Below are 23,426 nucleotides of genomic sequence, written 5' to 3' on the forward strand. Positions count from 1 at the left end.
CGCGTGGTCGCGGATGGGAGGTCGGGACGGGGGGCGGTCAGGCGCGGGAGTCGGACAGCGCCGCCCCGAACGGGGAGGCCACGCGCAGGTCGTGGCCCTTGAGCAGGGGCAGGACCTCCTCGCCGACGCGGTAGGCCTCCTCCAGGTGCGGGACGCCCGCGAGGATGAAGGCGCCGACGCCGAGGCCGATCAGCTCGTCCAGCCGCTCGGCGACCTGCGCGTAGCTGCCGACCAGGCCGAACGCCGGGCCGCCCCGCAGCAGGTGGAAGCCGCCCCAGACGTTCGGGGAGACCTCCAGCTCGCGGTGGTGGCGCACCGGCCAGGACACGAACGACTGGCTGCGCAGCCAGCCGACCGAGTCGCCGTCCGGGCTGACCAGCGCGGCCGGGTCGACGTGCTCCCAGCCGCGCCTGATCTCGTCCCAGGCGGCCTCCTCGGTCTCGCGGGCCAGCACGTCGACGCGCACGGCGAACTTCGGGGCGGTGCCGAGTGCGGCGCTGTGCTCGCGCACCTGGCCGAACTTGGCGGCGAGGTCGGGGAACGGCTCCAGCCAGGACAGGTAGTAGTCGGCGTGCCGGCCCGCCGCCTCGATCGCGGCCTTGGAGGAGCCGGAGAAGTAGATCTCGGGGAACGGCTGGCGGGCGAGCGGCTCGGGCAGCCCGGCCCCCTCGACCCGGTAGAACCGGCCCTCGTAGTCGAAGGGCCCGCCGTTCCAAACGCCCTTGAGGACGTCGAGGAACTCCGAGGTGCGCGCGTACCGGTCATCGTGGTCGACGCGGTCGCCCCACCAGAGCTGGGCGGGGCCGCCCCCGCCGGAGATGACGTTGTAGACGACCCGCCCGCCGGTCGCCCGCTGCAGCGTGGCCGACATGCGCGCGGCCTGCACCGGGTGCAGGAACCCCGGCTGGTAGGCGATCATGAACCGGTAGGTCGTGGTCTCGCGGGCGAGCGCGGCGGCCGTGGCCCACGGGTCGTCGGTGAAGGGGAAGGACGGCAGCAGCCCGCCGACGAACCCGGAGACCTCCGAGGCGCGGGCGACGTCGGCCATGTGCTCGACGTAGGAGTAGCCGTCGCGGCGACCGTGCCGCACCCCGGGGGCGAGGCTGCCGGGCACGACGGGCGCCCATTCCCCCCTGCTGGTCACCCGGCGGCGCAGCGACGGCTGGTCGCCGTGGGTGCCGATGCGCCAGTAGATGTCAATGGACATGCGCGGTCTCCCTCTCGAACTCCGTCGCGAACAGTGGCAGCAGGCGTTCGCCGAGCCGGTAGGCCTCCTCGACGGTGGGCCGGGCCGACAGGACGAACGTCGTGATGCCGAGGTCCCGGTAGGCGCGGATCCCGGCGGCGACGCCCTCGTAGGAGCCGACCAGGCCGAGCGCGCCCGGCCCCGCGATCCGGTCGAAGCCCGGCCACAACCCGGTCCGCGGGTCCGGGGCGGGGAAGTCCTCGTCGGCGCCGCCCGCCAGCGCCCACAGGCCGCGGGCGTCGCGCCACGCCTCCTCCTCGTCCTCGCGGGCCAGGACCGGCAGCCGCAGGCCGCAGGCGACCGCGCGTCCCTCTGCCGCCGCGCGGTCGCCCAGGCCGGCGATCCCGACGTCGAGGTTCTGGCCGGGGTCGAACAGGTGCACGTCGGCGTGGCGGGCCGACAGCGCGAGCGCGCCGGGTTCGATGCCGCCGAGGTGGACGCGCGGGAAGGGCAGGCCGGCGTTGGGCGGCTGGAATCCGCCGGCGAGCACCTGGTAGAAGACGCCCTCGTAGGTGAAGCCCTCCTCGTGCCACACGCCCTTGGCGACGGTCAGGAACTCCTCGGCGCGGGCGTAGCGGTCGCCGCCCTGGAGGAAGTCGCCGTGCGCGCGGGCCACGACCGGGTCGAGGGCGACGTCGATCTGCCAGTCGAGCCGCCCGCCGGTGAACCGCTGCAGGGAGGCGGACAGCTTGGCCGCGTACACCGGGGTGGCGATCCCGGCGTGGAACCCGGCGATGACGCGCAGGTGCCTGCTGCCGCGCAGCAGCCCGGCCGCCAGCACCAGCGACTCCTCGCCGTCGGGGTCGAAGGGGACGAGCGCGCCGTCCAGGCCGGCGATCTCGGCGGCCCTGCCGACCTGGGCGATGTGGGCGGACGGCCCGGACACCCCGCCGCGCGGGTCGGTGACGAAGGCGGGCAGCGCGCGGCGTTCCTCCCAGTCGCCGCGGTCGCGGCGCAGCGGGTGGCGTCCGTCGCCGCGCGTGGGGACGGTGACCAGGAACTCGGGCACCGCGGTCATCGCGCCACCGCCCCGGCGAGGTCGCCGGCCAGGCGCGCGCGGGCCGCAGCGAGCGGCTCGTGCGCCGCCCACGCGGCGACGTCGACGTCGGCGTCCAGGAAGCCGTGCACGAGCAGGAAGTCCTTCTGGACGCGGAGCAGGTCCAGGCGATGCTCCGACAGGTCGGGGTGCAGGGAGTGGTGGAAGTCCCCGCGGTAGGCGGTGGCCACCGCGCCGGCGCCGGACCTGGTCTCCGCGGAGAGGATCTCGCGGACCCGCCCGAGGTCGCCGCGCGCCCACTCGGCCGCGCGCAGCGTCTGGACGAGGAATCCGACGACCAGGTCGGGCCGCTCGTCGAGGAGGCGCTCGTGGACGGTGATGGGCCGCGGCGTGCCGTTGTTGACGCGGGTGCGCACGTCCGGGTGGGCGTCGAGGTCCACGGCGACGACCGCGCCGATCTCGGCGGCCTGCTCGGCCGCGCGCGCCCCCTTGGCGTACACGGCGTCGACCTCGCCGCGCGCCAGCTCGGAGATGCCGGGCCAGGCGAAGGCCCGCGCGCCCGCGTCGCGGCCCACGCTCGGCCTGACCTGGGCGGCGACCTCGACGAAGGTGACGTCGTCGAGGGTGAGGCCGCCCTGGGACAGCGCGCCCTTGAACCCGTGCAGGGCCATGGCCCTCGGGAAGCTCTTGGCGCGGGTCTCGGCCCAGCCCGGCAGCGCGACCCGGGCGCCGGCCAGGCCGGCGGCGTTGGCGATCCCGGAGTCGGCGCGGACGAGGATGGACTGCCATTCCTCGATCCAGGTGAGGCCGATCAGCCGGGTCGGGGCGCCGGCGGACCGCGCGGCCAGGGCGGGGACGTTGCCGCCCTCGCGGAACAGGCCGAGCAGGCGGTGGTCGAAGTGGCGCTCGGCCAGCTCGGGCGCCGCGTCCTGCAGGACGCCGATCTCCAGGCCCGCGGCCCGGAACTCCTCGGCGAGCCAGCCCTGGTTGTGGGCCAGGCCGCTGGCGGTGGGGACGGGGCAGCGGGTGTACCAAAGCTTGTCGACGGAGGTCATGGGACTCCTCGGGTGTCTCAGTGGACGGCGGCGGTGACGCCGAGGTGGGACAGGAACAGGCGGCGGGCGCCGGCGAACTCGGGCGCGTTACGGTCACGGGGGTGGGGTAGGTCGATGGTCCTGTCGACGGCGAGCGCGCCGTCCCGCAGCACCACCACGCGGTCGGCGAGCCGGACCGCCTCCTCCACGTCGTGGGTGACCAGGACGACCGCCGGGCGGTGGCGTTCGCACAGCTCGGCGACCAGGTCCTGCATCTGCAGGCGGGTGAGGGCGTCGAGCGCGGCGAACGGCTCGTCCAGCAGCAGCACCTCGGGGTCGCGCACCAGGGCCCTGGCCAGGGCCACGCGCTGCGCCTCGCCGCCCGACAGCGTCGCGGGCCACTTGCGGGCGTACCCGTCGAGGCCGACCTCGGCGAGCGCGCGGCGCCCGGCCTCGCGGGCCGCGGAGGGCAGGCCGAGGGTGACGTTGGCGAGCACCCGCCGGGCGGGGATGAGCCGGGGCTCCTGGTAGACGGTCGTGCGGCGGCGCGCGGCCAGGACGGTGCCCGCGTCGGGCAGTTCCAGCCCGGCCAGGATGCGCAGCAGCGTGGTCTTGCCGGTGCCGCTCGGGCCGAGCAGCGCGAAGAACTCGCCCCTGCGGATGTCCAGGTCGACGCCGTCCAGCACGGTCTTGGCGCCGAACGCCTTGCGCAGCCCCCTGACCTGGACGGCCAGGTCGCCGGCGATCTCGCCGCGCGGCTGGAAGACGGGCTCGCTCATCGGGCCACCACCTGGCCGCGCCACGGCATGGCCAGCCGCTCGACCACGCGGATGGCGCCGTCGAAGATCAGCCCGAGCGCGGCGTAGACGAGCACGCACAGCACCATGTAGTCGGGGCGGAAGTACTGCTGGGCGAGCGTGACCAGGTAGCCGATGCCCTCGGTGGCGCCGATCTGCTCGGCGGCGATCAGGCCGGTCAGCGAGACCGACAGGCTGATGCGCAGGGCCATGAGCACGCTGGGCAGCGCGCTCGGGACGACCACGCCGAGCGCGAGCCGGTGCCCGCGCAGGCCGAACCCGCGCGCGGCCTCCACGACCTTGCGGTCCACGTTCCTGACCCCCAGATAGGTGTAGGCGTACATCGGGATGGCGGCGGCGACCGCGATGAGCAGGATCTTGAAGGTCTCGCCGACCCCGAACCACGAGATGAACAGCGGGACGAGCGCAAGGAACGGCACGGCCCGCAGCATCTGCATGGTCGGGTCGACCAGTTCCTCGCCGAGCGCCGACAGCCCGGCCGCGACGCCGAGCACGAGCCCGAGGCCGCCGCCGGTGAGCACGCCGAGCCCGGCGCGGTGCCCGGAGGCGAGCAGGTAGTCGGTGAGCTGCCCGGTGGCGGCCAGCTCGCGCAGCGCGCCGAGGACCGCGGACGGCGCGGCGAGCACGTCCGGCGGGATGTGCCCGCTCGCGGACCCGTACCACCAGGCGGCCAGGAGCAGCAGGGGGACGGAGATCCGCAGCGCGGCGGAGAGGGCCGCGGGGCGGCGGCGGGCGCCGAGGAACCTCGGCGTCTCCAGCCCCGCCGCCGCGCCGCCCCGGCCCTCCCGCGGGCCGGGCGCGGGCCGCCGCGCGGGCGGCTCGTGTACCTTCTCGATGGTCACGGCGTCACCCCGAGGCGGCGGGCGAGGCGGCGCCGGTCGCGGCCTTGAGGTCGAAGAGGACGTCGGCGGGGTCGATGGGCTTGGTCACGACCCCGTATTCGCGGAACAGGTCGGCCACCGCGGTGATGTAGGCGCCGTCCTCCTTGGTGGCGTACCGGGGGATGTTGGCGTGCTCGGCCGTGTCGATGTCCAGGGCGAGGCGGGCGCCGGTCACGGCGGTGGGCCCTTGGGTGAGGAAGACGTTCTCGAACTTCTCCGGGGTCTTCCTGGCCTCCTCGGTCAGTTCCTGGAGCACCTCCAGGTAGACGCGGACGGCCGCGGGCGCGCGGTCGAGCAGTTCCTCGCGGGCCGCGATGATGGTGAGGTCCTTGTCGTCGAGGTCGCGGCCGTGCACGATCACCCGGGCGCCCTTGGCGACGGCCTCGGGGTAGGCGCGGACGATGGCCCACCAGGCGTCCACCTTGCCGGTGGCGAACGCGGCGGCGCCCTGGTCGGGGTTGAGGTAGACCCGCTTGACCTGGTCGACGGGGACGCCCGCCTTCTCCAGGGCGAGCAGGAGCAGGTACTCGCCCTTGCCGCCCTTGTTGACGGCGACCTGCTTGCCGGCCAGGTCCTTCACGGACCTGACGGGGCTGTCGGGCCGCACCACCAGGCCGTCGGTCTGCGGGGCCGCCGGGTCGGTGACGGGGTCGGTGACCGAGAAGATCCTGATGTCGGGGCTGTTGGCGAGGTAGCCGATGGCGGGCGAGATGGCGCCGGTGAGGATGTTCACCGAGCCGGCGTGGACGGCGTCGACGGTGGCGGTGAAGGATGCGTAGGAGCCGCCCCACTCGACGGTGGCGCCGACGGCCTTGAGGCGCTTCTCCAGGAGGCCCTCGCGCTTGGCGTAGGCCAGGGGGCCGGCGTTTCCGGGGTCCTGAAGCTTGAGGACCGCTCCGGAGCCCTTGGCGGCCGCGGGGCCGCCCGCCGCGGAGGAGGTTCCGCAGGCGGTCGCCAGCCCGGCGACGGTGAGGGCGAGCGCGGCGAGCGCCACGCGCCTGGGACGGGCGTGCGGCCCGGGGGTTTTCCACATGATGGCGAGTCCCTAACGACGAGAGCACGATGAGAGGACAGACGGGGACCGGTGGCGAACCGGCCGCGGGGCATGGTGACGGAGGCCCCCGGGACAGGGGCGCGGACGTGGTCCTGACGGCGGTTCTGAAGGGTCGGGAACAGGCGGTGAGAGGCGTCGTCTCCAGCGCGAGGCCCGCGCGAGACGGAACACGTTCACTGACAGAGGCTGCTGTCCACGTGCATGAAGTCGATCGCGCGCCGGACGGTCAAGTTCACAATCGGCACATTGCCTATATTTCAGGTAGGAAATACGGCAGTCAACCCATGTCTCACATGTCGAGACGCTCGCCGAGTGCGGCGCGCCGGCTCGTGACCGGCCCCTCGCCGCCCGCGCGCACATGTGCGATTCAGAGGTTCGTCCGCGATCAGGGCCGATAGGCTGCTTCGTCATGCCTCAGCCTGGTTCTCCGGCCTCCGCCCGCGACGAAGAGGAGCCGCCCGGCGCGGCGCCGGCCGGCGAGCGGCGCCGGGGGCGGTGGCGGCGGCTGTGGACGGTGGCCGTCATCGTCGTCTCGGTCCCCGCGCTGGCCCTCATCGCGTCCGGGACGGCCCTCTACCTGCTCGGCACGGGCAGCCCGCACGCCGTCACGCGGGGCAGGGACGCCGTGTGGCTCGGGCACGCGTGGGTGGACGGGCGCAACGGCGACCCCGAGGTCGCGGCCCTCGCCGCCCGAATCGGCGGCACCGGCGTGAGCGACCTGTACGTCCACACCGGGCCGCTCGCCCCCGACGGCACGCTGGCCGCCTCCCTCTACCCCCGCGCCGCCTGGGCCGTCGCCGCGCTACGCCGCGCGCTGCCGGGCGTGCGGGTGCACGCCTGGCTCGGGCAGCGGCTGGACCCGGGGCTCATGGACCTGTCTTCGGCCGCGACGCGCGCCACCATCGTCCGCTCGGCCGGGCAGGCGATGGCGGCCGGGTTCGACGGGATCCACTACAACTTCGAGCCGGTCAACGACGACGACCAGGGCCTGCTGGACGTGCTGGACCGCACCCGCGCGGCGCTCCCCCGCGCCGTGCTGTCGATGTCGGTGCACCAGATGGAGCCGCTGCCCGGCATGAGCGCGGCCCAGGGCCTGGTGTTCGGCGAGGAGCGGTGGTGGACGCCGGGGTACATGACGCAGGTCGCCCGCCGCGTCGACCAGGTGGCGCTGATGACCTACGACACCGCCCAGCCGACCGAGGCCCTGTTCACCGGGTACGTCCGGCGGCAGACCTCGCTGGCGCTCGCCGCGGTGCCGCCGTCCACGCGGCTGCTGGTCGGCGTGCCCGCCTACCACGACGACAACTGGACCCACCACCCGTCCGCCGAGACGATGCGGGCCGCGATCCGGGGCGTGCGCCTCGCCCTCGGGTCCGGCGACCGGCGGGACTTCGGCGTCGCGCTGTACGTGGACTTCGCGGCCACCGAGACCGACTGGGCCGAGTACCGCGCCGGCTGGGGCGCGCCCGCGCGCTGAGCGGGGCGCCGGGACCGGCGCGGCGACGCCCTCAGAGGTCGCGGACGGGGGCCGCCAGGCCGGAGCGCCGGTCGTGGTAGGGCCTGGTCAGCAGGCGCCTGCGCCACAGCATCAGAGGCATCGCGCAGGCGAAGCCGCCGACCAGCGGCGTGGCCCCGCCGAGCGCGGCGACGGCGTGCAGCGCGGGCTGGGCGAAGGTGTCCGGGATCGGGATCGTGGTCAGCCGCGAGAACGGCCACACGATGATGAAGGCGCGGCCCACGACCGTGTCCACGGGGATCGCGCCGTCGCCCTTGTCACCCTGGTGGGAGCGCGAGTCGTAGGAGATCTCCCGGTGGTCGCCCATCACCCACAGGCGGCCGGGCTGCACCTTGACCTCGAAGGTCTTGTCCGAGGGCGCGTTGCCGGGGTAGAGGTAGGACTCCTCCTCCAGCGGCACGCCGTTGACCGTGACGCGCCCCTTGTCGTCGCAGCACTTCACCGTGTCGCCGCCGACGCCGATCACGCGCTTGATGTAGTCCTTCTCGCCGGGCGTCACGCCGAAGGCGGTGCCGATCCAGCGCAGCACGGACTCGCCCACGTTGGACGGCGGCGGGACCTCGACCTCGCCCTTCCAGGAGTCGACGCCGGAGAACACGATGACGTCGCCGCGCTCGACGTCGCGGGTGTGGTAGACGAGCTTGTTGACCAGGACCCGGTCGTTCAGCAGCAGCGTGTTCTCCATCGACCCCGAGGGGATGTAGAACGCCTGCACGAGGAAGGTCTTGATCGTCAGCGCCATCAGCAGGGCGGCGATCACCAGAACGGGCAGCTCGCGCCAGAAGGAGCCCTTCTTGCGCTTGTCGCTCTTGGTGGGCCTCTTGGTGTCTTCGGCGACCACGTTCACCCCGTCCTCGACTGGCGGCAAGCGCCCTCTATGCCCATTTTCACCGATGTTTGCTGATACCGGTTGATACCCAGCGACATCGATCGCATCCGCGAATCCGGGCCCACTCGTGCCCGCCGGCGCCACGTCCCCGCGGCCCCGCGCACGGCGGCCTCACGCTCCCTTACGCCCACCAGATCATTGTCCCTGCCCGGGATAAGGCCCGCGTACACGAGGGCCCCGGCCGCGCCGGCCGCCTGGAGCGCCAGGTCCGTCGTTCCGCACGGTTTGACCTCAACAAAGGTTGATGTTTCACGATGGCGGCCGTACGTCCACCGATGAGGGGAGACAAGATGTCCACGACATTCCTGGTGACAGGGGCCACGGGCAACGTCGGCCGCCACGCCGTCGCGCTGCTGCTGGAGGCGGGCGCGCGCGTCCGCGCGCTGACCCGCGACCCGGCCGCCGCGCGCCTGCCGGACGGCGCCGAGGCCGTCGGCGGCGACCTGACCGAGCCCGATTCCCTGAAGGCCGCCCTGGGCGGCGTGGACGGGGTGTTCCTGGTCTGGCCCACCGTGTCCGCCGACCACGCCGCGCCCGCCGCGGTCCAGGCGCTCGCCGGGGCCGCCGGCCACATCGTCTACCTGTCCGCCCGTGGCGTGTCCGACGCGCCGGAGGAAACCCAGGGGTTCATCCTCGGCTCGCACGCCCGCATGGAGCGCCTCATCGCGGACTCGGGCGCGGCCTGGACGTTCCTGCGCCCGTCCGGGTTCGCCGCCAACACCCTGCAGTGGGCCGAGCAGATCCGCACGACCGGGACCGTCCGGTGGGTGTACGGGAACGCGGGGCGCTCGCTCGTCCACGAGCGCGACATCGCCGCCGTGGGAGTGCGCGCGCTGCTCGACGACGGGCACGCCGGGGCCGCGCACGTGCTGACCGGGCCGCGGACGCTGACGCAGATCGAGCAGGTCGCCGCCATCGGGGAGGCGATCGGCCGTCCGGTCCGCTGGGTGGAGACGCCCGCGGAGGACGTGCGCCGGGGGATCCTCGCACGCGGGTATCCGGCGGAGATGGCCGACGCGATCCTCGCGGGCCAGGCCGCGATGGCCGCCTCCCCCGAGCCGGTCACCCCCACCGTGGAACAGGTCACCGGCCGCCCCGCCACCCCCTACCTCCAGTGGGCGGCCGACCACGCCGACGCGTTCCGCTGACCACCGCCTGTCCCCGCCGGCCACGCGGCGGGGACCGTGCCGGGGGACGCTCGGCGGGGCGTGTCAGGCGTGGGTGCGGAGGGTGGCGGCGTGGTCGGGGACGCGGTTGCGTTCGTTGCGCGGGAGGCGGCGGTATCCGGACGACGGCGGGCGTGCCGGGAGCTCCAGGGGCGGGCGCCGCACGTCGTGATAGGGCACGCTGCCGAGCAGGTGCGCGATCATGTTGATGCGCGCGCTGCGCTTGTCCTCGCTCTCGACCTCGTACCACGGCGCCTCGGGGATGTCGGTGTGAAGCAGCATCTCGTCCTTGGCCCGCGAGTAGTCCTCCCAGCGCGTGATCGACTCCATGTCCATCGGGGACAGCTTCCACCGCCGCATGGGGTCCTCCAGCCGGGACCGGAACCGGCGCTCCTGCTCGGCGTCGCTGACGGAGAACCAGTACTTGCGCAGCAGGATGCCGTCCTCCACCAGCAGCCGCTCGAAGATCGGGCACTGGCGCAGGAACCGCGTGTACTCCTCGGGGGTGCAGAACCCCATCACCCGTTCCACCCCGGCACGGTTGTACCAGCTCCGGTCGAACAGCACGATCTCGCCCGCGGCCGGGAGCTCCTGGATGTACCGCTGGAAGTACCACTGGGTGCGTTCCCGTTCGCCCGGCGCCGGAAGCGCCACGATCCTGGCGACGCGCGGGTTGAGGTACTCGGTCACCCGTTTGATCGCGCTGCCCTTGCCGGCCGCGTCCCTGCCCTCGAACAGCACGACCAGCCGCGCGCCCTCGGCCCGCACCCATTCCTGCAGCTTGACCAGCTCGCCCTGCAGGCGGAACAGCTCGGCCTCGTAGACCTTCTTGCCGAGCCGCCCGTCCTTCCCCTTGCCTTCGCCGTGCTTCCCCGCGCCACCGCCGCCGCCCATGCGGACCACCTTCCCGTTCCGTCCGGCGCTCCCCCGCCGTCCCGCCTCGGGAGCCACACGGCGGGGACGCGCCGATCCCGGCACGCCGTGCGCCGTCCTCTACTATGCTCGTCGCCCGTGATCAGCACCAACCCGGCCGTACCGGACAGCGGAGCGCCGGGCCGGGGCGGCGATCACGGACCGGCGGCCCGGGACGGCGGGCGGCCCCCTCTTCTCCTCTCTTCGACCTCCGACGGGCGGGCATCATGAGCGACCACCGGTACTACGAGTTCCTCGCACTGGACCGCCCGCTCGGCCCGGACGAGCAGGCGGAGGTCCGTGCCATGTCGGCCACCGCGGACGTCACCGCGACCCGCTTCACCGACTTCTACGAGTCCGGCGACTTCGGCGGCGACGTCCCGGCGGTGCTGGAGCGCTACTACGACGCGCACCTCTACACCGACGGCGCGGGCACCCGCGAGGTGATGCTGCGCCTGCCCGTGGACGCGCCCGGCCTGCCCGCCGTGGAGGCGTACCTGCTCGACGACCAGGTGGACGCGTGGGTCTCGTCCTCCGGCGACCACCTCGTCCTCGACCTCATCAGCCAGGACGGCGACACCCGGCCCGCCGCGGCCAACGGGACCGCCCTGGTCAACGGGACCGCGCGCGCCGGCGAGCCGGGGAAGGGCGCCGGGGCCGTGGCGGGCGGCGGATCGTCGTCCGCCGTCACGGGCGTCCGGGCCGAGCTCGCCTCCGGCGACCTGCGTCCCCTCTACCTGGCCTGGCTCGCGGCCGTCGGCTCCTGGGAGCGGGACGAGGACGCGTTCGAGGAGGACTTCGAGGACGAGCAGGAGCCCCCGGTGCCGTCCGGCCTGAACAGGCTCACGGAGCCGCAGCGGGCGCTGGCCGAGTTCCTCCGCCTGGACCCCGACCTGCTCGCGGTCGCGGCGTCCGCGGAGACGCCCGCCGACCAGGCGCCCTGGATCGCCGCGCTGCCCGCGAACCAGAAGGACGCGCTGCTGCTGCGGGTGCTGCGCGGCGAGGGCGAGGAGGTCCGGCGGGACCTGCTCCGCCACCACCCCGCCGACGCCTCGCCGCGGCGCACCGTCGGGTACCTGCTCGACAGCGCCGCCGAGGCCCGCCAGGCCCGGGAACGCGCCAACGCGGCGAACTGACGGCCCCGGCCGCCCGCTCCGCACGGCGCGGCGTGGGATCGTGGTCAGGCCACACCATGGAGGCGCACGCCGAGCGGCACTCCGCCCGCCGAAGGGGTGCTTCGCAGGAAAGGTTGTATCAGGATGACCCAGGATCCCGGTCTCGCGCGGCAGATGTGGCACCAGCTCGAACCCGTGCACGCGCCGTTCTGGTACTCCCCCGAGGTGTTCGCCGAGGCGGCGGCGCTCGGCTTCGACGTGGCGACCCGCTGGCCGAGCTACTTCGCCTGGCGGTCCGCGCCACTCGGCGCGCCCGGCGCGGAACTGGTCGCGTCCACGTTCTACAGCTTCAGCCCGCGCATGGTGGGCGAGCACGTCCCCGCCGCCTGGACCGTCGCGTCCTCGGCGCGGGTGCTGGAGGCCCGGCCGCGCGCCGTCGACCGCATGTACCGGGGGCTGCTGGGCGAGGAGAGGCTCCGGGACCCGGGGATCGCCGAGGCCGCGGAACTGCTCCGGGAGGCCGCCGAGTCCGCCGCGCACGCCGGCCGCCCGCTCGCGGCCGCCAACGCCGCCCAGCCGTGGCCGGACGAGCCGCACCTGGTGCTGTGGCAGGCCATCGCCGTGCTGCGCGAGCACCGGGGTGACGCGCACGTCGCCGCGCTGCTGACCGCGGGCCTCGACCCCTGCGAGGCGCTGGTGTCCTTCGCGGCGATCGGCGCCGCGCCGGTGGAGACCTTCGCCAGCCGGGGATGGACGGACGAGGAGTGGGCCGCCGCGTGCGAACGGCTGGCCGCCCGCGGCATGCTGGACGGCGACGGCACGGCGACCGAACGCTGCCGCGAGCTGCGCGAGTCGATCGAGCGGATCACCGACGACCTGGCCTTCGCCCCGTGGCGCGCCCTCGGCGCCGAGCGCTGCGCGCGACTCGCCGAGCTCGTCATGCCCTTGCTCATCGCCGCCCTGGAGTCGGGCCTCCTCCCGTCCTCCAACACCCTCGGCATCGGCAGGGTCCCCGCCCCGTCCCGCTGAGCCGTGACGCCGGACCGGTCACGCCCGTCCTCCGATCCCGCTACGGTCGCTCTATCCGGCGGAGAGGGGATCATCGTGGAAGACATGGTCGGCGGCCTGGAGTTCGGCAGCCGGGTGCGCGGCTGTCTGATCGGCGGGGCGGTGGGGGACGCGCTGGGCGCGCCGATCGAGTTCGACTCCATCGCGGGCATCCGGGCGGTACACGGACAGGACGGGATCGCCGACTTCGTCCACGACCGGCGGGGACGGGTCGGGCTCATCACCGATGACACCCAGATGACGCTGTTCACGGTGGAAGGACTGATCCGCGCCGGCGTCCGCGCGGCCGCCGGGGAACCGGACGGCGAGGTGAGCGTCGTCCGTGACGCCTACCTTCGCTGGCTGGACACCCAGCGGTACGGCTCGCCGCCCCCCGCCGACGGGCGGGTGCGCAGCGGGCGGCTGCGGGAGCAGGAGTGGCTGTACGACCAGCGCGCGCCGGGCAACGCCTGCCTGTCGGGCCTGCGGCAGGACCTCGGCGCGACGGCCGCGCCCGGGGCGGCGGGCGCGGTGAACCCCGATTCCAAGGGCTGCGGCACGGTCATGCGGTCCGCGCCGTTCGGCCTGGCGTTCCGCGACCCCCGCCGGGCGTTCGAGCTGGCCGCCGCGTGCGCGCAGATCACGCACGGCCATCCCACCGGCTATCTCGCCGCGGGTGCGTTCGCCGCCCTGGTGTCGTCGGTCGCCTACGGCGGCACGCTGGCCGGGGCGGTGCGGGACGCGCTCGCCCTGCTGTCGGAGCAGCCGTCGAACGGCGAGACGACCGCCGCGCTCGACGCCGCCGTCGAACTGGCCGCCGAAGGGAACCCCACCCCCGAGACGGTGGAGCGGCTCGGCGGCGCGTGGGTGGCCGAGGAGGCGCTCGCGATCGCCGTCTACTGCGCCCTGGTGCATGAGGACGACGCCGAGCGGGCGCTGCTGCTCGCCGTCAACCACTCGGGGGACAGCGACTCGACCGGCGCCGTCTGCGGCAACATCCTAGGCGCGCTGCACGGCGAGGCCGCGGTCCCCCGGCGCTGGGTGTCGCGGCTGGAGGGCCGCGACACCATCACGGCGCTGGCGGACGACCTCACGGCCTGGCTCACCACCGGCCACGCCGACCCGGACGCCTATCCCGGCTTCTGACCGTCCGTCACCCCGCGGCGGGCGAGGGGTCCGCCGCGGTGAGGGCGCCGGCGAACTGGGAGGCGTACAGGCGGTGGTAGGCACCCTGGGCGGCGAGCAGCTCGGCGTGGGTGCCGTGCTCGACGATGTGCCCGGCCTCCATGACGAGGATGAGGTCGGCGTCGCGGATCGTGGAGAGCCGGTGGGCGATGACGAAGCTGGTCCTGTCGGCGCGCAGGGCGGCCATGGCGTGCTGCACCAGGACCTCGGTGCGGGTGTCGACCGAGCTGGTGGCCTCGTCGAGGATGAGCAGGGACGGGTCGGCGAGGAAGGCGCGCGCGATGGTGATGAGCTGCTTCTCGCCCGCGCTGACGTTGCCGCCCTCCTCGTCGATCACCGTGTCGTAGCCGTCCGGCAGGCTGCGGACGAACCGGTCGACGTAGGTGGCCCTGGCCGCCGCGTGGATCTGCTCGTCGGTGGCCGCGGGGTCGCCGTAGGCGATGTTGTCGCGGATGGTGCCGCCGAACAGCCAGGTGTCCTGGAGCACCATGCCGATGCTCCCCCGCAGGTCCTCGCGCCGCATGGCGGTGATGTCGACGCCGTCCAGGGTGATGCGCCCCGCGTCCAGCTCGTAGAAGCGCATGACGAGGTTGACCAGCGTCGTCTTGCCCGCGCCCGTCGGGCCGACGATCGCGATGGTGTGCCCCGGCTCCGCGACCAGCGACAGGTCCTCGATGAGGGGCCGCTCGGGGTCGTACCGGAAGGACACGTGCTCGAACTCGACACGCCCGCGGCGGGCGGCGGGCAGCGCGGGCTCGGCCGGGTCGGGGGTCTGCTCCTCGGCGTCGAGCAGCTCGAAGACCCGCTCGGCCGAAGCCACGCCCGACTGCAGCAGGTTCGTCATCGAGGCGACCTGGGTGAGCGGCTGGGTGAACTGGCGGGAGTACTGGATGAACGCCTGGACGTCGCCGAGGCTCATCGCCCCGGTGGCGACGCGCAGCCCGCCGACGACGGCGATGGCGACGTAGTTGAGGTTTCCGATGAACATCATCGTCGGCATGACGACGCCGGAGATGAACTGGGCGCCGAAGCCCGCCTTGTAGAGCTGCTCGTTGCGCTGCCGGAAGACCTCCTCGACCTCCGGGCCGCGTCCGAACACCTTGACCAGCTCGTGGCCGGTGAACGCCTCCTCGATGTGGGCGTTCAGGGAGCCGGTGTGCGCCCACTGGGCGACGAACAGCTTCTGCGACCGCTTGGCGATCATGCTGGTGACGACCATCGAGACGGGGATGGTGACCAGGGCGATGAGCGCGAGCAGCGGCGAGATGAAGATCATCATGGCGAGCACGCCGATGACGGTCAGCAGCGAGGTCAGCAGTTGGCTCAGCGTCTGCTGCAGGGTTTGGGAGACGTTGTCGATGTCGTTGGTGACCCGGCTGAGCAGCTCGCCGCGCGGCTGGCCGTCGAAGAACCTCAGCGGCAGCCGGTTGAGCTTGTCCTCGACCTCCTCCCGCAGCCGGTACACCGTGCGCTGGGTCACGTCGTTGAGCAGGTAGCCCTGCAGCCACATGAACACCGACGCCGCGACGTACAGGCCGAGCGCCCACGCCAGGGTGGTCCCGAGCGCGGCGAAGTCGATGCCGTGACCGGGGACGAGGTGCATGCGGGCGAGCATGTCGGCGAAATTGCCGTTGCCCGAGGCGCGGGCGGCCGCGACGGCCTGCTCGGCGGTCGTCCCCTCGGGGAACCGCCTGCTCACGATGCCGCTGAAGATCAGGTCGGTCGCGTGGCCGAGGATCTTCGGCCCGATGACGGACAGGACCACGCTGACCACGGCGAGCGCGATCACCGCGAGGATCCTCGGGCGTTCCGGGCGCAGCCGGCCGATCAGCCGCCGGGAGGACGGCCCGAAGTTCATCGACTTCTCCGCGGGCATCCCGCCCCCGAACGGCCCCCGCCCGAACGGACCGCCGCCCGCGGGCGGCCTCGGACGCGCGGGCGTCACGGTCCGGTCGCTCATTGTGCCCCCTCTTCCCGGATCCGGCTCACGCGGCGGTCTCCGCGGTCATCTGGGACTCCACGATCTCGACGTAGGTCGGGCAGGTGTCCAGCAGGTGCTCGTGCGTCCCGATCCCGACGATGACGCCGTCGTCCAGGACGATGATCTGGTCGGCGTCGGCGATGGTGGACACCCGCTGGCCGACGATGACGACGGCGGCCTCGGCCGTGTGCGGGCGCAGGGCGGCCCGCAGCCGGGCGTCGGTGGCCAGGTCGAGCGCCGAGAACGCGTCGTCGAACAGGTAGATCTCGGGCCTGCTGACCAGCGCACGGGCGATGGACAGACGTTGCCGCTGCCCGCCGGACACGTTGGTGCCGCCCTGCGCGATCGGGGCCTCCAGCCCTTCGGGCATCTCCTCGACGAAGTCGCGGGCCTGCGCGACCTCCAGCGCCTCCCACAGCTCCTCGTCGGTGGCGTCGGGGTTGCCGTACCGCAGGTTGCTCGCCACGGTGCCGCTGAACAGGTACGGCTTCTGCGGCACGAGGCCGATGCGCGTCCACAGCATCTGCGGCTCCAGCTCGCGGACGTCCACGCCGTCCACCAGCACCGCGCCGGAGGTGACGTCGAACAGCCGCGGCACCAGGGAGATCAGCGTGGACTTGCCCGAGCCGGTACTGCCGATGATCGCGGTGGTGGTGCCCGCCGTGGCGTGGAAGGAGATACCCGAAAGGACGGGCGCCTCCGCCCCCGGGTAGCGGAACCCGACGTCGCGCATCTCCAGCTCGCCCCGCGTGCGTCCTCCCGTCACGGGACGCTCGGCGGCGCGCACGGAGGACTCGGTGTCCAGCACCTCCACGATGCGCTCGGCGCAGACGGCGGCGCGCGGGATCATGATGGAGATGAACGTGGCCATCATCATCGCGGTCAGGATCTGCATCAGGTACATGAGGAACGCGGTGAGCGCGCCGACCTGCATCTCGCCGCTGTCCACCCGGGCCGCGCCGAACCACAGGACCGCGACGCTGGAGGCGTTCAGGATCAGCATCACCGTCGGGAAGATGAGCGCGGTGAGCCGGCCGACGCGCAGCGCGGTCCCGGTCAGCGCGTTGTTGGCCTCGGCGAACCTGCGGGTCTCCTCGCGTTCCCTGACGAAGGCCCGCACGACCCGGATGCCGGTGAGCTGCTCGCGCAGCACGCGGTTGACCGCGTCGATGCGGGTCTGCATGGCGCGGAACTGCGGCACCATGCGGACGACGATGAGCCCGATCGAGACGAGCAGCACCGGGACGCACACCAGCATCAGCCAGGACAGGCCGACGTCCTGGTGCAGCGCCATGATGACGCCGCCGAGCCCCATGATGGGCGCGGAGACGAGCATGGTGCACGTCATCACGACGAGCATCTGCACCTGCTGCACGTCGTTGGTCGTCCGCGTGATCAGGCTCGGCGCGCCGAACTGCGAGACCTCCCGGGTCGAGAACCCGACCACCCGGTGGAACACCGCCGACCGCACGTCGCGCCCGAACCCGGCCGCCACCTTGGCCCCGTAGTAGACCGCCGCGATCGAGCAGGCGATCTGCAGCAGCGAGACGGCGAGCATCCAGCCGCCCGCGGTCAGGATGTAGCCGGTGTCGCCCCTGGCCACGCCCTGGTCGATGATGTCGGCGTTGAGGCTCGGCAGGTACAGCGCGGCGATGGTGCCGACGAGCTGGAGGACGACCACGGCGGTCAACGCCGCCGAATGGGGCCGTAGGTGGGTGCGCAACAGCCGGCTCAGCACGGGTCCGCCCCGACGACCCCGGCACGGCTAGAGGACGAAGTCACTCGGGTCAGGCTATAGCAGCACCTATCAGCGGCTCCCCTGGTTTTTCCATGAGCGGAACGCGAGGGAAGCGGCATTATGCCCCGTCCACGGGGGTTTTTCCGGTTGACTCGGCGGCTCACGCTACGACGACGGTTGACGGCAAAGATCCGTCCTGAAGAGGAGGAGCGGCCCGCGAACGCTTGCCAGGCTCTGAAGCGACGGAAATATCCGGATCACAGGAGGAACATCCGCGATGGCGTTCGCTCGCTTATCCCTCCGCAAGACGGTCACCGCCGCAGTCGCCGGCGGCACCGCAATTCTGACCTGGACCGCGACCACCGGGACCGCGACCGCGCAGCCCGTGTCCGCCCGGACCGTGTCCACCGGGACCGTGTCCACCGGGACCGCGCTCGACCGGCAGGCCCTCGCCAGGACCCTCGACGCGGTCGTCGAGGCCGGCATGTACGGCACCTACTCCAGCGTGCGCGACGGGCGGGAGCGCTGGCAGGGCGCGGCCGGGGTCGCCGACGTCCGGACGAAACGGCCGGTCACCCCCGGCATGCTGCACCGGGTGGGGAGCATCTCCAAGACCTTCACGGCCGTCGCCGTGCTCCAGCAGGTCGCCCGGGGCCGGGTCGACCTGGACGCGCCGATCGGGCGCTACCTGCCCGACCTGGTGCCCGGCCCGCGCGGCCAGGCCGTCACCGTCCGCATGCTGCTGAACCACACCAGCGGCATCGGCGACTACATCGCCGGCGCGTTCCCCTCCCTCACCCGAGGGTCCACGGAGAGCGTCGACGACAACCGGTTCCGCACCGTCCGCCCCGAAGAGCTGGTGCGCTTCGGCCTCGAAGCGCCGGCCACGGGCGAGCCGGGCAAGGACTGGTCCTACTCCAACACCAACTACGTCATCGCGGGCCTCCTGCTGGAGAAGGTCACCGGCACCGACGCCGCGACGTACATCACGCGCGACGTCATCCGCAAGGCGGGACTGAAGAACACCTTGTTCCCGCGCACCCCGTTCATCCCGGGGCCGCACTCCAAGATGTACGAGTCGTACTACGGCCTGATCGACCCGCCGCGCGACTACAGCGTCTACGACAGCTCCTGGTACTCCACGGCCGGCGCCGTCGTCTCCACGATGAGCGACCTGAACACCTTCTACCGGACGCTGCTCGGCGGCCACCTGCTCGGGCAGCGCGAACTGGCCGAGATGCTGCGCACCGTCCCGGTCACCGACGGAGACGAGACCTTCCACTACGGCCTCGGCATCTACGCCCAGGACCTGCCCTGCGGCCGGTTCTGGGGCCACGACGGCGCCGTCATCGGCGCGGGCACCTTCTCCCTGTCCAGCCCCGACGGCGCGCGCCAGCTCTCGCTCGGCATCAACCTCATGAAGTACCAGCGCATCGACGAGAACGGAAACATCAAGGACCACCCGATCGACCTGGCCCTCGGCACCCACATCCTCCAAGCCCTCTGCGGCCCCTCCACCCCGAAGGCCCTCACGCAACTCCCCTTCACCCCCTTCCCGACCGAACGCCTCGCGGCCAAGACCCGCTGACGCCCCTGACGGGCGCGGAAGGCGACCCCCCTTCCGCGCCCCCGGGACAGCAGATCCGGCCGCGACACCGGACCGACGGACGAGCCGGCGACCAGACCGGGGAAACGGTGGCCTACCGGAGGAACGGTCAGGCCACCGGGACAACGGTGCGGAACAGGTGAGGGAACCACCTTTTGAACAGGGACGATACAGGGACCGATATCAATACCCGGCTACCGTCGATATTGGACGATCGCCATTTCGGTCTGATGTCCTTCTTTCACTCCGTTCGGTCGAGAGCGAAGGAAGTGAAATGCGAGACCCGTCACCCCGCCGCGTCCCCGTGGCTCTGCAGGCGACCGGCCTGGCCCTCTCCCTCCTGCTGGCGGGCACGGCGTGCGGAGCGCCCCCGGCCTCGGCGACACCCTCGGCGCGCACCACGGTCGCCCCCACCGGAACGGCCACGCCGTCCGTCCTCGCGAGTCCCCAGGCCGCCGCCTCGCGCGAGGCCGACGCACGCCGCCGCCTGCGCGCGCTGGAGAAGTCGTTCAAGGGCCGCATCGGCGCGTACGCCATCGACACGGGCACCGGCAGGACGTTCGCCTACCGCTCCGGCGAGCGTTTCCCCCTGCTGTCCACCTTCAAGGCGACGGCGGCCGCGGCCGTCCTGCACAAGGCCCGCACGTCCGACCCCGGACTCATGAACCGGGTCGTCCACTGGACGCAGGCCGAACTGAAGCCGAACTCCCCGATCACCGAGAAGCACGTGAAGGACGGCCTCACCGTCGCCCGGCTGTGCGAGGCCGCCATCACCCGAAGCGACAACACCGCAGCCAACATGCTGCTGCAGCAGATCGGCGGCCCCGCCGGGCTGACGAAGTACTTCCGCGCCCTCGGCGACCGGACCTCCCGCCTCGACCGCTGGGAGACCGAGCTCAACCAGTGGAGCCCCGGAGAGAAACGGGACACCACCACCCCCGCCGCCATGGCCGTCACCCTGCGAAAACTCACCACCGCGACCTCGTTCGCCCCCGCCGGTCGTCACGCACTCACCCCTCGGGACCGCGCCCGCCTGAACGCCTGGCTCCGCGCGAACCAGACCGGCGACGCCCGCATCCGCGCCGGCCTCCCCAAGACCTGGCTGATCGGCGACAAGACCGGCTCGTCCTCCTCCTACGGCTCGGCCAACGACATCGCCATCGCCCACCCGCCGGGCAGCGCCCCCATGATCATGGCCATCTACACGACCCGCCACGCCCCCGACTCCCCCTACGACGACAAGACCGTCGCCGATACCGCCACCATCCTCGCGCGGGCCCTCGGCAAGCTGTGACGCGACACGGGGCCGCGTCCGTCTTGCGACCGCTCCTCCCCCGGTCACCTTTCCCGCGCGTATGCCGTCATCAGGAATGACCTGTCAGCTCACACGGGAAACGAACGATGCACACCGCCTACCTCATCGTCGCCATCATCACGATCATCGCCAACGCCGGAGTCGCCGTGGCCGACTTCCTCCGGGCCCCGTTCGTCCTCGCGAACTCGGCCGAGGTGGGAGTCCCGGCCCGGTTCATCCCCGTGCTCGCCGCCCTCAAGGCCGCCGGCGCCGCCGGACTGCTCCTCGGCCTCCTCGGCGTCCCGTTCCTCGGGCTGGTGGCCGCCGGCGGCCTCGTCCTGTTCTTCGTCGGCGCGGTCGGCATCCACCTCCGCGCCCGCGTCTTCCACAACCTGGCCTTCCCCGCCACCTACCTCGCCCTCGCCGCGGCCACCCTCATCCTCGGCGTCATGACGCCGGGCTCCCAGATGTAACGTGCTCGCATGAGCGACCTTCAAGGCCTGGCCGAGCGGCTGCGGCAGTTCGTCCAGGCCAGGGAGTGGGAAGAATTCCACACGCCGAAGAACCTGGCCATGGCCCTGGCCGGTGAGGCCGGCGAGCTCCTCGCGGAGTTCCAGTGGCTGACTCCCTCGGAGTCCTCCACCGTGATGGAGGACCCGGAGGCCGCCGGCCGCGTGCGTGGCGAGGTCGCCGACGTGATGCTCTACCTCGTCCGGCTGGCCGACGCTCTCGGCATCGATCTGATCGAGGCCGCACACGCCAAACTCAGCGAAAGCGAACAGCGCTACACCGTACGCGACTACCGCGGCTCCGCCAGAAAAGCCCCACCCCTCCCCTGAACCCCCCATCGCTTCCACTGCAGGCCGCACACCAAGCCAGGGCCAAGGTTCACGACAGTCGAGAAACCCTCCGGACGACTAGGAATAACGACGGCCCGGGGCGGGTTGTCGCGGTCATGACGACTCTGGGACTGATCGGTAGTGGCAACATCGGCGGCACCCTCGCCCGACTGGCGGTCGCGGCCGGTCTGGACGTCGTGCTGAGCAACTCCCGCGGCCCGCACACGCTGGCCTCCCTCGTCGAGGAACTCGGCCCGCGCGCCCGCGCCGCCACCCCCGCCGAGGCCGCGGCCGCCGGGGACTGGGTCGTGGTCACCGTCCCCTTCCACGCCTACCGCCAGATCCCGGCGGAGGCGCTGGCGGGCAAGGTCGTCCTTGACACCGGCAACTACTACCCGCAGCGCGACGGACAGATACCCGAACTGGACTCCGACCAGACGACGACCAGCGAACTGGTCCAACGCCACCTGCCGGAGTCCCGGGTCGTCAAGGTCTTCAACAACATCTACTTCAAGCACCTGGCCGCCCTTGCCCGCCCCGTGGGCGCCGCCGACCGCTCCGCCCTCCCCATCGCCGGCGACGACCCCGCCGCCAAGGCCGCCGTCACCACCCTCCTGGACATCCTCGGCTTCGACACCGTCGACGCGGGCCCCCTGGCCGAAGGCCGCCGCTTCCAACGCGACACCCCCGCCTACGCCACCCTCTACGCCAAGAACCCCGACGGCACCTCCCTCACCCCGGACGACCCAGGCTCCCCGGTCACCGCCGAAACCCTCCGCACCACCCTGACCTCCGTCCGCCACCACGACGACACCGCAGGAGACTGACGACCTCATTACCGGCGCCGGTACATGCCCTGGAAGATGTCCGGCTTCATTCGGCCGGAACAGCGGCGTGACGGATGCGGCCTTTCCAACTCGTCGCCCCGGGGACGCACCACCCCTGGAAGGAGCGCGACGGCCCGTGGGGACATTCCAGCACCGCGACGGACACCGAGCAGCGACTGCCCGGTGTCCGCCTGTGTCACTCAGCCGAAGTTGATCCAGGCTCGGGTGGCGCCGTTTCGGGGGTCGGCGTCGAGGTAGTCGGCCCTGCCGTCACCGTTGAGGTCAGCCAAGCGGATCGCGAGCCGGCCGCCCATCCCGCCGTTCTCGGTGATCTCCGCCTGTATCTCCGGGACGATGTCCCGGATCCACGGAAGGAGGTATGCCGAGGTCGGAGGCGTTGAGGGTGATGGTGACATCCCGGTCGGCCGCTCGCGCCGGCAGGGCGGGAGCGAGGCACATCACCATCGCGGTGGTCAGCACGAAAATCAGGACGCGGCGTAACAATGTTTGTAATTTGCGCGCTTGATGCATATTCCACCTACCAGAGAATTGTTGGATGGGCGTCCGATGACGACGGCGGGCGCGCCACACGCTGACGCGGCGAGCGTCAGCTGTTTCGACGACCGCGTGACAACGCGTCACGCGTGTCGCGCCTCCTTCGGTCAAGACCGCTCAGGGAGAGCCCAGTCGCACTATGGAGCACCGCTCCAAGCATGGCCGTACGGAAACCTCGCTCACCGCGACGCAGGCAGGTGCTCACCCGGGAGCTCATCGTGGAGACCGCCGTCGAACTGCTGGACGTGGCGGGGAAGAACGCCCTGACGGTCCGGGTGCTGACCCGCCGCCTGGCCACCGGATCCGGCGCGATCTACTGGCACATCGGCACCATGGACGAGTTGCTGGACGCGGCGGCCGACACCGTCCTCGCCACCGCCCTGCCCACGCGACCCGCCCCGCCGGCCGAGCCCGCCGAGGGCACGGAGACCACCGATGCCGGAGCGCCACCACGCAGAACTCCCAGCACACCGGGGACGACAGCGCCCCCTCTCCGAAGCCGACCGCACCCGGTTCCTCGACACCGCGTCCAAGGCCTGGCAGGACCTCGACCCCGGCGAATACCCGTTCGTCCGGGCCATCGCCGAGCAGATGCGCGGGCACGACGACCGCGAACAGTTCCTCGCCGGCATCGACCTCGTCCTCACCGGCATCACCGCCCGCCATCCATCCAGCGAGGCGGCCGTCGATCAGACGCTTCACGATCCGCGGTGACGGCCGGGCCGC

Annotated in this window: 21 protein-coding genes and 1 pseudogene; 12 read left to right on the plus strand and 10 right to left on the minus strand. The window is 72.6% G+C overall.

Annotated elements, in window-relative coordinates; genetic code table 11:
* Positions 1–37: 37 nt before the first annotated feature.
* The 6 genes from BJ982_RS33210 to BJ982_RS33235 are packed head-to-tail and all read right to left on the minus strand — an operon-like array spanning position 38 to position 6,009.
* A complete protein-coding gene (locus BJ982_RS33210) occupies positions 38–1,207 on the minus strand; it encodes an LLM class flavin-dependent oxidoreductase (protein ID WP_184886640.1) in 1,170 nt (389 codons plus the stop codon).
* Complete coding sequence (locus tag BJ982_RS33215; RefSeq protein WP_203958964.1) at positions 1,197–2,264, minus strand: LLM class flavin-dependent oxidoreductase; 1,068 nt, start codon at positions 2,262–2,264, stop codon at positions 1,197–1,199. The genes BJ982_RS33210 and BJ982_RS33215 overlap by 11 nt, the downstream gene beginning before the upstream one ends.
* On the minus strand, positions 2,261–3,298 hold the full coding sequence (locus BJ982_RS33220) for an ABC transporter substrate-binding protein (protein WP_184886642.1): 1,038 nt from the start codon (positions 3,296–3,298) through the stop codon (positions 2,261–2,263). Before BJ982_RS33220 ends, BJ982_RS33215 begins: the two co-directional genes overlap by 4 nt.
* 17 nt (positions 3,299–3,315) lie before the next feature.
* Positions 3,316–4,056, minus strand: coding sequence for an ABC transporter ATP-binding protein (locus BJ982_RS33225; RefSeq protein WP_184886644.1), 741 nt, complete (start codon positions 4,054–4,056; stop codon positions 3,316–3,318).
* Complete coding sequence (locus BJ982_RS33230; RefSeq protein WP_203958965.1) at positions 4,053–4,937, minus strand: ABC transporter permease; 885 nt, start codon at positions 4,935–4,937, stop codon at positions 4,053–4,055. The genes BJ982_RS33225 and BJ982_RS33230 overlap by 4 nt, the downstream gene beginning before the upstream one ends.
* Positions 4,938–4,941: 4 nt before the next feature.
* Positions 4,942–6,009: an NrtA/SsuA/CpmA family ABC transporter substrate-binding protein gene (locus BJ982_RS33235; protein ID WP_184886646.1), complete on the minus strand. Its 1,068-nt coding sequence runs from the start codon at positions 6,007–6,009 to the stop codon at positions 4,942–4,944.
* Between the two features lie 430 nt (positions 6,010–6,439).
* On the opposite strand from BJ982_RS33235, the gene BJ982_RS33240 reads away from it, so the two are divergent.
* A complete protein-coding gene (locus BJ982_RS33240) occupies positions 6,440–7,507 on the plus strand; it encodes a glycoside hydrolase family 18 protein (RefSeq protein WP_184886647.1) in 1,068 nt (355 codons plus the stop codon).
* 31 nt (positions 7,508–7,538) lie between these two features.
* Here the strand turns inward: BJ982_RS33240 and lepB are convergent, their stop codons facing one another.
* Complete coding sequence (gene lepB / locus BJ982_RS33245) at positions 7,539–8,414, minus strand: signal peptidase I (protein ID WP_221482415.1); 876 nt, start codon at positions 8,412–8,414, stop codon at positions 7,539–7,541.
* Between the two features lie 311 nt (positions 8,415–8,725).
* On the opposite strand from lepB, the gene BJ982_RS33250 reads away from it, so the two are divergent.
* Positions 8,726–9,583: an NAD(P)H-binding protein gene (locus BJ982_RS33250; RefSeq protein WP_184886649.1), complete on the plus strand. Its 858-nt coding sequence runs from the start codon at positions 8,726–8,728 to the stop codon at positions 9,581–9,583.
* A gap of 63 nt (positions 9,584–9,646) precedes the next feature.
* Here the strand turns inward: BJ982_RS33250 and ppk2 are convergent, their stop codons facing one another.
* Positions 9,647–10,495 (minus strand): polyphosphate kinase 2, encoded by an 849-nt coding sequence (gene ppk2, locus BJ982_RS33255; protein ID WP_184886651.1) that lies wholly within the window; start codon positions 10,493–10,495, stop codon positions 9,647–9,649.
* A gap of 245 nt (positions 10,496–10,740) precedes the next feature.
* On the opposite strand from ppk2, the gene BJ982_RS33260 reads away from it, so the two are divergent.
* The 3 genes from BJ982_RS33260 to BJ982_RS33270 all read left to right on the plus strand — a co-directional run bounded on the left by BJ982_RS33260 (position 10,741) and on the right by BJ982_RS33270 (position 13,821).
* Positions 10,741–11,649, plus strand: coding sequence for a hypothetical protein (locus BJ982_RS33260; protein ID WP_184886653.1), 909 nt, complete (start codon positions 10,741–10,743; stop codon positions 11,647–11,649).
* A gap of 123 nt (positions 11,650–11,772) precedes the next feature.
* A complete protein-coding gene (locus BJ982_RS33265; protein ID WP_184886655.1) occupies positions 11,773–12,657 on the plus strand; it encodes an SCO6745 family protein in 885 nt (294 codons plus the stop codon).
* Positions 12,658–12,741: 84 nt separating this feature from the next.
* Positions 12,742–13,821 (plus strand): ADP-ribosylglycohydrolase family protein, encoded by a 1,080-nt coding sequence (locus BJ982_RS33270; RefSeq protein WP_184889705.1) that lies wholly within the window; start codon positions 12,742–12,744, stop codon positions 13,819–13,821.
* A gap of 7 nt (positions 13,822–13,828) precedes the next feature.
* Here BJ982_RS33270 and BJ982_RS33275 read toward each other — a convergent pair whose 3' ends face one another.
* Positions 13,829–15,820 carry an ABC transporter ATP-binding protein gene (locus tag BJ982_RS33275; protein ID WP_184886657.1) on the minus strand — a complete coding sequence of 664 codons (1,992 nt, stop codon included), beginning with the start codon at positions 15,818–15,820 and terminating at the stop codon, positions 13,829–13,831.
* 25 nt (positions 15,821–15,845) lie between these two features.
* Positions 15,846–17,579: an ABC transporter ATP-binding protein gene (locus BJ982_RS33280; protein WP_184886659.1), complete on the minus strand. Its 1,734-nt coding sequence runs from the start codon at positions 17,577–17,579 to the stop codon at positions 15,846–15,848.
* A gap of 277 nt (positions 17,580–17,856) precedes the next feature.
* On the opposite strand from BJ982_RS33280, the gene BJ982_RS33285 reads away from it, so the two are divergent.
* The 7 genes and pseudogenes from BJ982_RS33285 to BJ982_RS39990 all read left to right on the plus strand — a co-directional run bounded on the left by BJ982_RS33285 (position 17,857) and on the right by BJ982_RS39990 (position 23,414).
* Positions 17,857–19,167: a serine hydrolase domain-containing protein gene (locus BJ982_RS33285; protein ID WP_184886661.1), complete on the plus strand. Its 1,311-nt coding sequence runs from the start codon at positions 17,857–17,859 to the stop codon at positions 19,165–19,167.
* A 292-nt stretch (positions 19,168–19,459) separates the two neighbouring features.
* Positions 19,460–20,479, plus strand: a complete 1,020-nt coding sequence (bla, locus tag BJ982_RS33290; protein ID WP_184886663.1) for a class A beta-lactamase — start codon at positions 19,460–19,462, stop codon at positions 20,477–20,479.
* A 107-nt stretch (positions 20,480–20,586) separates the two neighbouring features.
* Positions 20,587–20,952 (plus strand): DoxX family protein, encoded by a 366-nt coding sequence (locus BJ982_RS33295; RefSeq protein WP_184886665.1) that lies wholly within the window; start codon positions 20,587–20,589, stop codon positions 20,950–20,952.
* Between the two features lie 9 nt (positions 20,953–20,961).
* Positions 20,962–21,318, plus strand: a complete 357-nt coding sequence (locus BJ982_RS33300; RefSeq protein WP_184886667.1) for a nucleotide pyrophosphohydrolase — start codon at positions 20,962–20,964, stop codon at positions 21,316–21,318.
* Positions 21,319–21,434: 116 nt separating this feature from the next.
* Complete coding sequence (locus BJ982_RS33305) at positions 21,435–22,145, plus strand: NADPH-dependent F420 reductase (protein ID WP_184886669.1); 711 nt, start codon at positions 21,435–21,437, stop codon at positions 22,143–22,145.
* Positions 22,146–22,858: 713 nt separating this feature from the next.
* Positions 22,859–23,044: pseudogene (locus BJ982_RS41040) on the plus strand (TetR family transcriptional regulator); the annotation flags it as partial.
* A 91-nt stretch (positions 23,045–23,135) separates the two neighbouring features.
* Positions 23,136–23,414 carry a hypothetical protein gene (locus tag BJ982_RS39990; protein ID WP_239122871.1) on the plus strand — a complete coding sequence of 93 codons (279 nt, stop codon included), beginning with the start codon at positions 23,136–23,138 and terminating at the stop codon, positions 23,412–23,414.
* Positions 23,415–23,426: the final 12 nt, after the last annotated feature.

The sequence above is a fragment of the Sphaerisporangium siamense genome, assembly GCF_014205275.1.
GTDB lineage: Bacteria > Actinomycetota > Actinomycetes > Streptosporangiales > Streptosporangiaceae > Sphaerisporangium > Sphaerisporangium siamense.